Origin of the sequence: Lysinibacillus sp. NPDC086135 (assembly GCF_044746345.1) — a bacterium.
In the GTDB taxonomy this organism is placed as follows: domain Bacteria; phylum Bacillota; class Bacilli; order Bacillales_A; family Planococcaceae; genus Lysinibacillus.
This window is the reverse complement of record NZ_JBIVCA010000017.1, coordinates 1-13,139: the sequence shown is the minus strand read 5'-3', so window position 1 is coordinate 13,139 and position 13,139 is coordinate 1. Positions and strand designations below refer to the sequence as shown.

The window sequence follows — 13,139 nt, the reverse complement described above, 5'->3', positions numbered from 1 at the left end:
AATAATTTAATTCAAACTAAAATGCTACAAGAAACTATTTTGATGAAAAATTGAACACTAATGTAAAAAAATACTAAAAATATCCATAAAAATATTGATATAATAGTTTTAGGATTTTTGGCTTATATGAAGTGAAAGAAACAAGAGATAGGAGAGTATGTTTATGCTAATTATAATTTTTATATCGATAGTGATAAGCTTTTACTTTATGGAAAAACATTATCGGAAAAGTGTCTATTATAAACAGACAAAAAATAATTACTTTGCAGTTAAACTAAATAAAGGGAGAAATGGTGAGTACTTAACATCGAAAATTATTGAACGGCATGCCTTACAAAGTCATAGACAATTATTAAATGTATATATTCCAAAAAGAAATTCAGATGAATTAACGGAGATTGATTTACTTTATATTGATCGAACTGGTCTATATGTAATTGAGTCAAAAAACTATAGTGGTTGGATTTTTGGCAATGAAACACAACAACAATGGACACAAACGATGCCGAATAAGAAAAAATATAAATTTTTCAATCCAATCCGTCAAAATGCTACGCATATCCGTGCAATTCAAGACTTTTTAGACCTCCCGAAAGAAGCAATTCATTCAGTCATTGTCTTTAGTGACCGCTGTACATTAAAAAAGGTGTTAGTAACTTCCCAAAATGTTCATGTTATAAAACGAGAAAATGTAAGGCGTTTTATCCAAACACAAAAGCAAACTGCACAACAGTTTTTCTCTCAAGACGATATTCAAGCAATTTACAATAAGCTGGTACCTCAAATGCAAGTATCCAATGAAGTCAAAAAACAACATATTCAAACGATTCAGCAGAAATATGGAAAATAATCGTATGTAAAGGGGACAGTTGGCATGTCAATATACAATAAATTAGTACGTGATTTAATTCCTCAAGTAATTGAAGAGCAGGGTAAAACATGTAGCATAAGAGTATTAGAACAAGGAGAACACTTAGAGGAAATAAAAGTGAAAATGCAAGAAGAAGCATTAGAATTTCTAGAGGCAGCCTCACCAAAAGAGGCCGTTGAGGAACTTGCGGATATTTTAGAATTAGTACATACAGCTATACAAATGTACGACGTGCCCTACGAACAATTAGAACAAATACGTACTCAGAAGAAGAGCCAACGCGGAGGCTTTTCGAAAGGTATATATTTAGTTGAGGTGAAGGACTAGGAGGAAGCAGTAGTCGTATGAACCATCTTGCAGAAATATGCTAATGATAATGCTATCCCTCCCGAATGGCAATTCGATCAACTTTTAGATTCGTTGCAACTAAAAATCGTCAATGAGGTAAAGCGTGATTGTAAGCAGAACGTGATCGGCGCATTTTACGGAGATACAGCAGGGGTATTCTATGAATTTGACATCAAACATGCACATTTTCGTTTCAACAATCCTGTCTATCAATTCATGAAAAATACCAGCGGGTTTTAACAAATCTAACAAATTATCATTTAGCCAAATATCTCGAAAAAGTGAATGAAGTTACAAGTATAATGGCTTTGCTTTCGAAAGTAGAAGTGATTTCAAAGCACAGTTCTTTAATTTTACAAGGTTCCTACACAATTTGAACAAAATCGATGCTTCTATTGTAATTGTGATTTATCAACTAATCGCCGAAAAACACACGTCGATCACTTCATTCCGTGGAGCTTTGTTCAAAATGATAATTTATGGATTTTAGTGTTGGCGTGTAATGATTGTAACTTGCAAAAAAGTGACAAAATCACAACTAAATTTTATTTAGAGTCCATGCTTGAAAGAAACCATAATTTAGTGTCAATTGTTAGAGAACCAATTATTTTTATACATATGAAAATAACAAACTTGTAGATTTATATGATTACTCAATAATGAACGGATATACGACGTTATGGGAACTAAGGAAGGTATACAAGTTGCAAGTGTTGTCACGTTTGATAATCCTATTATTTCAAGATATAGTTCTTATTACAGATACAATAAGGAGGAATGAATATGGCTGAAATTAAATACGAAATTGTTGAAACAGTTGCGGTATTATCGGAAGGCAATAAAGGCTGGAAAAAAGAATTGAATTTAATTAGCTGGAATGGTCGTGAGCCGAAATACGATATTAGAGATTGGTCGGAAGATCATACAAAGATGGGGAAGGGTGTTACGTTGTCACTGTCTGAATTACAGCTTTTGAAAGAGTCATTAGCTAAGTTGTCAGACTTGGATTAATGTACAGAGCAACTCTTTAGAGTTGTTTGACTAATTATGTAAGTGAGTAGCAATTTTAAATTTTCTGAGGATTTTCCATAGAATATATTTCGTAAAATTGTTAGACTAACAATAGCAACAATTCATAATGCAGGTGGCGGCTGAACTCCCTTTTGAAGGGGGGTGAGGCGGATGTTATCTTAAGTGAAAAGTGTTTAACACGTATGAGGATCATAGAGACATAATATAGTAGAAAGAAAATGGTGAATGAGAGTAGGATTTATATCTACCTTTCACCATTTTTATTTTGGAAAAAAATGATATTATTCAGAGATACACAATGCTTTATAGTTTAACAAATAATCTAATATTTTTTAGTGAAATAAGATACATTATTTATACATAAAATGGTAATATTAAAGCATTATTACATAATATGTATATATTGTGTGTTGGTGGTGATATAGAATTGGAACTACATATATTAGAAGGTGAAAATGGTAAATTCCCTCTACTGTTAGATGATGAAATGAAAATTGTTAAGCCAGTATATGAATATATGAAAAAACTAAAATCAGACAACAAAGCAGATAACACATTAATAGCGAATGGTAGGGATTTGAAAATATATTGGGATTTTCTTATCCATAATTATTATGTTTATGATGAAATAACTCCAAGACATATTCAGCAATTTAGAGAATTCCTTTTCAAAGAAAACCCATATGACAGTACACCTGTCCTATATCAAGAAAGTAAACGAACTCCCACTACAATTAACCGTATATTAAGTACCATATATAACTTCTATGTTTATTTGGGGGAAGTTCATGAAGTGGGAAATCCGATACTTATGAAAGAGATCAATCGTGGGTTTAATGTGTTTAAAGGTTTTTTAGAACATGCTCGTGCAGCCAATACAACAGTTCATTCCATATTTAAGGTTAAAGAGGTAAAGAGTGATTTTAATATCCTTACCTTAGAACAAATTAAACAAATCCGTAATGCTATAGATAACAAACGTGACCGTTTGATTTGGATACTTTTAGCAAGTACTGGAGCAAGGATACAAGAAATATTAGGGCTTCAAATTAAAAATGTTCCTTATATTGATCACTCTGAAGAAATGAGTATATTGAAAAATGTTAAATCAAAAGGAAAGAAACGAGTAGTTTAATAATCAAGTTCTCTGATTTTGATCATATTTAAGGAAGTTATTACCTTAAAAATGATTTTTTATTTTATAAAAATTGGGGTTTATTTATGTATGGCAAAAAGAAAGAGTGGATGAACAGAAGAAAAGATGCATGTTATAAAAAGGAAGGAAGAGGTAAGGGGAATTTAAGTGAGTATACCCTTTGGCTAAATGTACAAGATTTCTCTCCTAATGAAATGTGACTAGATTAAATGCTTGGAAGACTAAAAGGCAACATGAGTTTTTTAAAAATTTGGAGAGATGAAATTCAACGAACTTGATTGGGCTGTAGCATTACATCATATAATTCCTTCTTCCTTCTCCAGCTGCATAAATAGTGAATGATTCCCTCAAAGGCCGTATGAGACGATCTTTTTTACAATTAATAAATTTGTAAGAAATGAGTAAGAAAAAAGAGAAGATAGATTCTTACAATTAAAGTATAAGATAAAAGGAGGTATTAAATGAGTTATATATTAAAAACAAATCTGCTGACTTTTGCTTATGTATACTGCTAAACAAGGACTACAAGGGGCACCTTTGTTCGAAATAAGCAATGAAATCGATTACTTATCTAAGGAGGCAATTCTTTTATGAAAAATAAACTATCTGGGGTGTTAGCTGCTACATTAGCGTTAACGATGAGCCTACCAACAGGGGCGATGGCGTTTTCTAGCAGTCAGAATACGGTTGTAGTAACTAACCAAGAAGTAGCTAGCCAAGAACTGAAGAAGATTGCGGCAGAGAAGGCTGCGCTACTCACGAAGTCGTATGAAACGACTAGCGTGCAGTATGCGCTAATTGATAATGGCAAACTTATTTTGTCGGGTCAGACAGGTAAGAACGATATGAATGGGAAACAACCACTGACCAAAGATACCCTATACGGGATTGGTTCAGTCAGTAAAATGTATGCAGCGGCGGCTGTGATGAAATTAGTAGACGAAGGAAAAGTTGATTTGGATGGTCCTGCCGTCCACTATGTTCCTGATTTCAAGATGAAGGATGAACGGTATAAACGTATTACGCCGCGTATGCTGTTGAACCACTCCTCCGGCTTGCAAGGTACTGAGTATGGTAATTCATTTTTATTCAAAGATAATGATACCTATGCCCATGATAACTTGTTGCGACAATTGTCCAACCAGAGCTTGAAGGCGGACCCTGGCGCGTTCTCGGTATACTGCAACGACGGCTTTACGCTGGCTGAGATAATGGTGGAAAAAGTAAGCGGTATGAGCTTTACCGAATTTATACATCAACGGTTTACAGAACCCTTAAAGCTAAATCATACGAAAACTCCGCAGGACAAATGGGAAAACGATAAACGGGCTGGGCTTTATTTTCCTACGTACCAAGGGCAGCTTCCTACTGAATTGGTGAATGTGATTGGTACGGGAGGGATCTCTTCCACAGCAGAAGATATGGTGCGATTCTCACAAATATTTATGAGACAGGGAAAAGGAATCCTCTCTGATAAGGCAGTCAAGGCGATGGAGCAAGAGGAATATAAAAAAGGAATGTGGCCAGGGGATGGAGATAATACCTTCAACTATGGTCTTGGCTGGGATAGTGTGAAACTATATCCATTTAGTGAATATGGGATAAAGGGCTTGGCTAAAGGCGGCGACACGGGACTGCAACATGCTTCACTGGTCGTACTTCCTGAACAGAAGATGGCAGTGGCTGTGTTGTCATCAGGCGGTAGCAGCTCTACAAATCAACTGATGGCGACTGAATTACTGCTCGCAGCCCTTAAAGAGAAGGGCACAATTAAGGATATCAAGCCGAACAAATCCTTTGGCAAGCCGGTCAAAGCCAAAATGCCTCAAGAAGTAGAAAAGAAAGCGGGTTTTTACGGCAATAGTTTCAGTCATTTCAAAATAGAAATTACGAAGAATGGAGAACTGATCTTACCATCTAATCCAGAAGAAAAATATGTATATACTGCGAATGGAAGCTTTATTAATGAGACCGGTACCTCCAAGCTCAACTTCGTTACAGAGAAGAATAGACGAACATATTTGAAGGAGAGCACATTTATATCGTTGCCAGGTTTAGGGCAAGCAGCGGCTACTCAATATTTAGCCGAGAAACTAGAAGACAATGTGCTATCGAAGGAAACCGCTGCCGTATGGGCGAAGCGGGAAGGCGTTAAGTTCTATCTCATAAACGAGAAATATAGTTCTGCTCAATATTTCCTACCAATGATGCTTACAACACAAATTAATCGCAATGAGGGTTTAGAGGGATATTGGAACGGCAGAAAAATTACAGGCCCAAACACTGCTGCACATCAGCTCCAGATCCCCGTGATGACAGGCCGTGATACGACGGAATCTCGTTTCTATACAGAAGGCGGTAATGAATATATGGAGATGTCCGGATTGTTATACGTAAGTGGATCCAACATAAAGCCACTTGATATAGGCCAATCATCCAAAGTTACGCTACAAGCAAATGGGCATGCGAGATGGTTTACGATCCCACAAGCGGTAGCCGGGAAAACGATGACTGTGGCGTTGCCATCGAAGAGTTCGTTCGCGGTGTATGATGAGAATGGTGTATGTGTCAATTTTACTGTTGTGAGTGGCAATAACAAAGTAAAACTACCGAAGAACGGAACAGTTGTATTTGCTGGAGCGCCGAATTCGGAATTTGCAATCACGTTGAACTAGCTACAATTCAAGAAGGATTTCAATAAAACCAGTACGACACCGAAAAGGTGTTTTGCTGGTTTTGTTTGTATTACGCATTATCTTTACAAAAAGGCTTACTGAAGCTATATAATATTGAAATTTCCAAATTTTATTTTGGTCGGCTGGATTACCGAAGATTAAAAGTATAAAATTATCATTTGTTATGATTAGTTTGGGATTGAATGGTCGCACATAATCGATTAAACCGCCGTTTCAATACGCCAAACACTTTACAAAAACTGGTTACAGACGTAACAGAATTCAAGTGTACAGAAGATGAAAAACTTTATTTAAGTCCAATTATGGATCTCTATAATGGCGAAATTATTGGGTTTAGTATGTCTAAACGCCCAACATTGGATTTCGTATTAGAATCGCTATACCAAGTTCTGCCAATCATTCAGAACCAAGCTACATATCGTACAACGATTCATTCGGTTCAAGGCTGGCATTATCAACATAATTCATGGGTGAAAACATTACGGCAAAATAAAATTTTCCAAAGCATGTCTCGCAAAGCGACATGTGCAGACAATGCGGCGATGGAAAACTTCTTTGGCATACTCAAACAAGAGATGTATTACGGTGAGATATTATTCTCATATGAAGAATTGAAGAAGAAAATCGAACGATATATCGACTACTATAACAATGAACGTATTAAACAAAAACTGGCTGGCATGAGTCCAGTAAAATACCGAACTCAAGCCAGCCAATTAGCTGCATAATAAAAACTCTAACTTTAAGGGGTCACTACCCTCGAAATTCGGGAGGTGGTTCTATTATTTAACAAAACAAGATTCATAGTTAACTGTGAGCTTACTCCTGAAATAAATAACTACAGAGAAATGAAATTTTCATTTAGGGGGCTTCAGAACCTTAACTTGATGGCGATGGGGTACCGCCACATCGCTATCTGGCCAAGCTTATGCAAAGTCAATTTTAGACAAGATTGTTTCTTTTTTTTTAAGGGGCAAGTGTAGTTGATTGAAAGATTTGCATACGAAATAAACCCTAGCGGGTTTCACTTTTTTGAATTGTTTTCCTTTAAAAGTAAGCGTTAAATAGTAGGTGGGGAATATTTGACGCTTACTTTTATATTACCAAAAAGGCATCTCTTGTATAAGGATAGTCAAAAGTTTAAATATCATCTCATAAAAATGTTTAGTTACAATTTTAATAAGAAAACATATTCAAAACACCCATTTTTTTATATATCACGAAGTGAAAGTGGGGGTAGTTCAATCAATAATTCCAATTTCTAGAGCCTTGTGGACAGCTTCTTCCTTGTTACGCACTCCTAACTTTGAGTAAGCTGTTGAAGCATAGTTCCTGACCGTACCATTCGATAAATATAGCCTTGAAGCTATCGTATTGTATCGAAGTCCTTTTGCTACTAGCTGCAATATTTCTATCTCCCTAGCTGTTAGCTCATAAGCGGTTGCTTTTGATTGTGGTGTCTCTTTTTGCTCATCAAACTTCTCAAATATTTTGTGAGACATCCCCTGATCAATCAGTGTCCCACCTTTGTGAATAAGTCGGATCGTATTAGCTAGCTCCAACGTTTCAATAGATTTGAGTAAAAAACCATCCGCACCGTTGCGAAGCGATTCTAACGCCTGTTCGGTATCTTGAAACATTGTAAAAATCAATACGCGGATATGTGGCCATTGTTGCTTAATCTTTTTGGTTGCTTCGATTCCATCCATGTGCTGCATATCTAAATCCATAAGTATAATTTGGGGTTGAAGACGCCCACACAAATCGATGGCTTGATTGCCATCCTCAGCCAAACCGACTACATTTAAATCTTCATATCTATCGAGTAGTGTCCTCAAACTTTCTCGAACAAATGGCTGGTCGTCTACAATTAACAAACGAATAAGTCCATCTTTTATTTCAATTTGTCGCGGTATGGTACATGTAACAAGCATTCCTTCCTCTGGCTTTGTATATACAGACAATTGCCCCTGCAAATTCATTGCCCGTTCTTTCATCGCATTCATACCGAAGCCTTCCTGCCATTCTACATTTCCTTTTCCGTTATCTTGAACTTCTAACCTCGTATATTGTTGTTCAAACTGCAATGAAACTATAATTTCAGTCCCCTGACCATGACGTACTGCATTTGTAAGAGATTCTTGTAAGCAACGAATGAATGCGATCTTCGCTTGCTGAGACAGTTGATATTCCTCTCCGAATGTCCTAAAACTTACATTTACCTGAGCGTGCTCCTGAAATTCGGCTCCAAGATTTTGTAGAGATTGAATCAAGGAAGGCGATTGACACGGAGAATCCATTTGATGTAGGTAACCTCTCACGTCCTCGATGCTTTTACGTCCCATTTCAAGCAAAGAATCTAGCCTCTGTATACCCATTTCAGTAGCAAGTTCGGTACGCAACGTTTCCATCCCCATAATAATAGAAGTATAAGCGTGACCAACTGTATCATGAAGCTCGCTCGACAGCCTGTTCCGTTCTTCTGCGAGTGTAATACGTTCAATCTGAGACATATATTGCTCAAGTACCGCGTTTTGTTTACGAATCGCTTCATTTTGCTTATGATTGACAATTAATAAATGGAAAGCGAAGCCCATTACATAAGCAAGTCCATGGTAGGTAACCATAATCCAGTAGCTATTACTTGGCGCAACCGCATAGAAAATTCCAGTTGTTATAAAAACTGTTGTTGGAGCGGTCCAATAATAGGAAGGATGCTGACTATTCGCAGCAATTAGAAAAACCGATATAAGAAATGTAACGTTAGCTCCCGGAAATAAAGAAGTTAAATATATACACAGTCCCCCAAATAGCAGTATTTCTGTGAACAAGTAATATTTGTAATTGAACAATAAGGCTACCCATGGAATCGAGAAGGCAATAATTTCCCAAAGAATAATAATCCAAAGTGGCAATGTTAAACTATCCTGAAAATCGAATGTGGTTATGGCGATAGAGACACTAACAAGTATACGGACTCCTAACATAATCCAATCGTACCAAAACCAATACTTAACCATATCTAACAAGTCATTTACCCCCTAAATAGCCTACCTTTTTACTTCCTATATTATAAATTAATCCTTCATACATTGTGGTTGTACTTTTTAATTTCACACTGCAATTCTCTCATAGAAGGTAAAATTCTATTGATTTAGTTGCCGGATCATGCTACGTGTATAGCCCCCAATTTTCTTTGTCAAACGATCTACTATTCTACTACTTATGGCGATAAATACTATACCCATAGACATTAGAAAGAGTGACTTGGCAAAAGTATCTATCTGTATGAATATAATATTCATTTCGATGTAGCGATACAGTAGCGGTGCGAACAGCAACATAAGTGGCATTATATAAAAAATGGTTGCACAAATGAGACTAAAAATGCCAATCACAAATTTCTGCATTAACCAATAGACAGCAGACCAATTGCGACGATCGGTAAGCACTAATTTCACCTGAGTCCAGTTCGATGTATCTATTGTTATACTTCTATCATAAGAGTCTGTTGAAATATCTGTATAAATTTTCGTCTGTATGCGCTCGAATTGGATAAAAGGTGTAGTAGTCTGTAGTACGCGTATAACTAGTGGAATCCCAATTACCGAAAATGAAAGGGTGAAGCTGAATAGCAGAGCTATTAGATAAAAACAAAAATAAAACAATCCTGTAACGAAAGTTAGCAATAAAAAATAACCATTCTGGATGAATCTTGATTTCATAAAGTTCTCGCTCCTATCTATGTAATAACCGAATTGTACTGCTTTTTTTGTCATTCTCACTAGTGTAAAAGTGTCATATGACAATTCTAAACAATGCTAAAAAGGGGAGAGTAACCTACTTCTGGTTAAAAAAGATGCTTATATCAATCACCATAAAATAATCCCGTTCTTGCAGATGCAAGAAGGGATTGTTTTGTACTTTTATTGAATATGAGATGGACTTGTTTTTCGAATATGAAAAATAATATCAAATTGCTCAAGCAATGACTTATCAAAGTATGCCGATTCGTTCGGTAAGAGTCGTCCTCCTATACTTAGTAATGGTCTTTTTGTTTTAACCCATTTCTCTGCTGGTCCTTTAAGGTGACGGTTATCCAATAAAAACATTTTATAGGGTACTTTCCCAAGGGTATAATTGAAACTATTTACATCTTGTGGAATAGGATCCGTTATAATCTTATCTTGGGTGTCGTTGTATAAGGTGAAATTCCCCTCCGTGGTTGTACTGCCAATTGTGACATAATTATTGTCTAAACGTTCCTTCAAATACTGCCCTGCAACATAAGGGTATAATTTCTCATCGATAATTCCTTTAGCTATATGAATATTGTGTCCCCATACCATCGTTTTACCACCCAATGTCTCTTGTGCCCACATTGCATGATCGGCCAAGTATTGCTCATGTAGCTTTAACATACTTGGATAGTCGTTAGGAATTAGCATTGTGGTAAATTTCTCTATTGCACTTGCCGTTGCTTTCGCCCAGATGTACTCGGGTGAAGCTATTTCTGTGTTGGCTTGCTTATTCTCATCTTTTAATAATCGAGCTACTCTCTCAGCGTTTGCCTTGAACTTTTCTTTTATTTCAGGAGCAAGGTCCATATATTCCTGTGTACTTCCATTAAAAGCCGACAATTCTTTATAATTTTCTTCTACTTCTGCCAGCAAATCTGGTCGATGCAGCCTTACATAATCAATTACTTTATTAAAGCAACCTTGGTCCAACTCCTTTAAGTCGAGCCCAATAAATTGGATCTTTTTTTTATTGGATGGATCAGCATTATAATCTTTCATCCACTCAATCATGGCTATAATTTCATCAGTAGGATATAAATAATTTAAAAATTCCCTAGGGTTTCCTTTTCCTGTTTGTATATATTCATTTAGTTTTAAGCCGTTTCCCCAATCTTCTTCCATTGTGAAATTTGTAAAACCCATCTCAGTAACTAAATATTTCACAAGGCGAAACTTCATAGTGAAAATTTCAGAGCTTCCATGAGTATTCTCTCCTAATCCTACATATTGTGCACTCCCAATCATTTTCTTAAGTGGTTTTAAATCCTCAAATGATTTTGACGGCTCTATTGTTTTTAATGGATAAGCCTGTGATTGTATTGATTTAACTATATTTTTTTGGATTGATTGGCCTGAATTTTCGACTGCTACTTTTTCGACTGCTACTGTTTGAGCCTTTCCTACTTCTCCACATCCTGTGACTAATAAAGCTGTACTAACCATTGCAATTATTCTTTTCTTATTCATTTTTTTCCACCTCAATTGAATTATTTGTAAAAGCAAGATTGATTCATGTACTTGCACGAATCAATTGCCTTAATTCAATTGTTATCTATCCCATATCATATTTTCTAGTTACATATTGTCATAAGGTTAATTGACACAGGTCATAGGAAAATCATTACACTTTTGTACTATCGGCTATGACAACTTATAAATAATAATTACATTGATGAGTCGCAAGTAAGACTAGATTATAAATTTGGGAGGGATTTTAAAGATGAATTAATCTGTATGCCAAAATATTTTTATTCTAAGTTGTGTCTGTGGAAATGACAGGAAGTAAATACGATAAACAAATGAATTAAAGGGGAAGGGCGGATTACAATGATATTACACGCAAAATCGTTCCACAATAAAGATAAAATCCAACGTGCTAAAATAGGACTTCAACTCTTTCTGAGTATTTTAATCATTACTTCTATCATCCTAAATGTAGTAGTAATAATTACGAAAAGTATGCCGCTTATTGTGGTATATATGTTTACCCCAGCATTTTCTTCTGTTTTGACTCGCATAATACTGAAAGAAGGGTTTAAAGATGTATCTTTTAGTCTCGGTAACTTAAAGATATGGAAGGGGATTGGTTTTGCTCTGCTAATCCCTATGATTATTTGTGGAATTACTTATTCTATCGCCTGGTTGAGCGGAATTGCGGGGTTTCAGAATCCCGAAGGTGGTATGTTAGAACCAATCTACAATATACTTGGGCTTCAGTATCTAACGGCCCCATTCAGTTTCATTTATCTAGTAGTATTGAGCGGCATTTTCGGAAGTTTGCTTAGCTTAATCCCAGTTTTGGGAGAAGAAATGGGTTGGCGAGGTTATATGCTCACAAGGCTAGTCGATGCAGAGTTTTCACGGCCCATCCTTATTAGTGGATTGATTTGGGCAACGTGGCATGTTCCAATAGTTATTGCTGGTCTATATGTAGAGGGACCACCTGTCCTTCTTTCAGTACTTGGCATCTATTTTTGTATTGTGCCATTCAGTTATATTACAGCCTATTTACGACTTATCACAGGTAGCATTTGGCTTTCGGTTATCATCCATACTACTTGGAATGCCATTATTCAAGGACCTTTTGCACGTGCAAGTACAGGATATCAAACTGAGATTTGGATTGGAGAATCTGGTTTGATAACCGCTATTATTATCTTAATTACTGCAATAATTACGTCTCGAATGGTAAATTTCACCAAATAGCATACGGATGTGTTTTAAATTCAATTAGTGAAATGTAACAAGGCGAAATAAGATGCCCCTAAAAATATTGGGAAAATATGGTTAACTTATTCATAAAGATCATAATTAGTCACATGTTATATATAAATATAATGGAGGTGCAATTATGAATATTCAAAGACATGAAAGTAATACAAATGAGATTCTTAAAAGGAAACTATGAAATCGCTATTGACTCGTCATCGGGGTATGGTAGCACTCATAGTCAAGAATTTACAATTGAAAAGTAGTTTTCACTAATTCAGCAATCGGGCGGAAGCGTAGCTGTCCTTATTAAACTAACGGGGTGCCTTAGTTGAACAAGGAGCAAAAAAACAATTGATTTAGTTGAAGAAAAGCTATCTCTTTTGAAGTGTACCCTTTGTAAAGGTCATTTTGAAAAAAAGCTAGGCAACTTTTTGAAGCTGCTGTCTGTATTTTGCAGGCGGCAGCTTTTTCAAGTTCCATTGCCCTCGATAATGGTTGTAATACGTCATATAACTTTTCACTTC

At 36.0% G+C, this 13,139-nt stretch carries 11 protein-coding genes and 1 pseudogene; 8 read left to right on the top strand and 4 right to left on the bottom strand.

The genetic code is table 11. The features are described 5' to 3' along the window. The first annotated feature begins 163 nt into the window (after nucleotides 1-163). The 7 genes and pseudogenes from ACIPKN_RS19635 to ACIPKN_RS19605 all read left to right on the top strand — a co-directional run bounded on the left by ACIPKN_RS19635 (nucleotide 164) and on the right by ACIPKN_RS19605 (nucleotide 6,831). Nucleotides 164-850, top strand: a complete 687-nt coding sequence (locus ACIPKN_RS19635; protein WP_400939234.1) for an NERD domain-containing protein — start codon at nucleotides 164-166, stop codon at nucleotides 848-850. 24 nt (nucleotides 851-874) lie between these two features. Continuing rightward, nucleotides 875-1,198, top strand: a complete 324-nt coding sequence (locus ACIPKN_RS19630) for a pyrophosphohydrolase domain-containing protein (protein ID WP_400939231.1) — start codon at nucleotides 875-877, stop codon at nucleotides 1,196-1,198. Nucleotides 1,199-1,618: 420 nt separating this feature from the next. Then, a pseudogene (locus ACIPKN_RS19625) lies at nucleotides 1,619-1,858 on the top strand (HNH endonuclease domain-containing protein); the annotation flags it as partial. Between the two features lie 144 nt (nucleotides 1,859-2,002). After that, a complete protein-coding gene (locus tag ACIPKN_RS19620) occupies nucleotides 2,003-2,230 on the top strand; it encodes a YdbC family protein (protein ID WP_400939229.1) in 228 nt (75 codons plus the stop codon). 448 nt (nucleotides 2,231-2,678) lie between these two features. After that, on the top strand, nucleotides 2,679-3,386 hold the full coding sequence (locus ACIPKN_RS19615) for a tyrosine-type recombinase/integrase (RefSeq protein ID WP_400939227.1): 708 nt from the start codon (nucleotides 2,679-2,681) through the stop codon (nucleotides 3,384-3,386). 611 nt (nucleotides 3,387-3,997) lie between these two features. Then, entirely contained in the window at nucleotides 3,998-6,082 is a 2,085-nt protein-coding gene (locus ACIPKN_RS19610) for a serine hydrolase domain-containing protein (protein WP_400939224.1), read from the top strand. A 203-nt stretch (nucleotides 6,083-6,285) separates the two neighbouring features. Beyond that, a complete protein-coding gene (locus tag ACIPKN_RS19605; RefSeq protein WP_400939222.1) occupies nucleotides 6,286-6,831 on the top strand; it encodes an IS3 family transposase in 546 nt (181 codons plus the stop codon). Nucleotides 6,832-7,344: 513 nt separating this feature from the next. Here the strand turns inward: ACIPKN_RS19605 and ACIPKN_RS19600 are convergent. The 3 genes from ACIPKN_RS19600 to ACIPKN_RS19590 all read right to left on the bottom strand — a co-directional run bounded on the left by ACIPKN_RS19600 (nucleotide 7,345) and on the right by ACIPKN_RS19590 (nucleotide 11,370). Then, nucleotides 7,345-9,132: a response regulator gene (locus tag ACIPKN_RS19600; RefSeq protein WP_400939219.1), complete on the bottom strand. Its 1,788-nt coding sequence runs from the start codon at nucleotides 9,130-9,132 to the stop codon at nucleotides 7,345-7,347. 117 nt (nucleotides 9,133-9,249) lie between these two features. Next, entirely contained in the window at nucleotides 9,250-9,828 is a 579-nt protein-coding gene (locus tag ACIPKN_RS19595) for a sensor domain-containing protein (protein WP_400939216.1), read from the bottom strand. Between the two features lie 201 nt (nucleotides 9,829-10,029). Continuing rightward, nucleotides 10,030-11,370, bottom strand: a complete 1,341-nt coding sequence (locus tag ACIPKN_RS19590; protein ID WP_400939214.1) for an erythromycin esterase family protein — start codon at nucleotides 11,368-11,370, stop codon at nucleotides 10,030-10,032. A gap of 360 nt (nucleotides 11,371-11,730) precedes the next feature. Between ACIPKN_RS19590 and ACIPKN_RS19585 the strand changes: the two genes are divergently transcribed. Further along, nucleotides 11,731-12,609, top strand: coding sequence for a CPBP family intramembrane glutamic endopeptidase (locus tag ACIPKN_RS19585; protein ID WP_400939212.1), 879 nt, complete (start codon nucleotides 11,731-11,733; stop codon nucleotides 12,607-12,609). A 425-nt stretch (nucleotides 12,610-13,034) separates the two neighbouring features. On the opposite strand, the gene ACIPKN_RS19580 is transcribed toward ACIPKN_RS19585, so the two are convergent. Continuing rightward, nucleotides 13,035-13,139 (bottom strand): IS3 family transposase (locus ACIPKN_RS19580; protein WP_400939473.1); only part of this gene is annotated, 105 nt, incomplete at its 5' end.

Excerpts from the sequence above, each read along its gene's own strand:
- ACIPKN_RS19635 (WP_400939234.1), top strand. The coding sequence starts at position 164 with ATGCTAATTATAATTTTTATATCGATAGTGATAAGCTTTTACTTTATG.
- ACIPKN_RS19630 (WP_400939231.1), top strand. The coding sequence starts at position 875 with ATGTCAATATACAATAAATTAGTACGTGATTTAATTCCTCAAGTAATT.
- ACIPKN_RS19620 (WP_400939229.1), top strand. The coding sequence starts at position 2,003 with ATGGCTGAAATTAAATACGAAATTGTTGAAACAGTTGCGGTATTATCG.
- ACIPKN_RS19610 (WP_400939224.1), top strand. The coding sequence starts at position 3,998 with ATGAAAAATAAACTATCTGGGGTGTTAGCTGCTACATTAGCGTTAACG.
- ACIPKN_RS19605 (WP_400939222.1), top strand. The coding sequence starts at position 6,286 with ATGGTCGCACATAATCGATTAAACCGCCGTTTCAATACGCCAAACACT.
- ACIPKN_RS19595 (WP_400939216.1), bottom strand. The coding sequence starts at position 9,828 with ATGAAATCAAGATTCATCCAGAATGGTTATTTTTTATTGCTAACTTTC.
- ACIPKN_RS19590 (WP_400939214.1), bottom strand. The coding sequence starts at position 11,370 with ATGAATAAGAAAAGAATAATTGCAATGGTTAGTACAGCTTTATTAGTC.
- ACIPKN_RS19585 (WP_400939212.1), top strand. The coding sequence starts at position 11,731 with ATGATATTACACGCAAAATCGTTCCACAATAAAGATAAAATCCAACGT.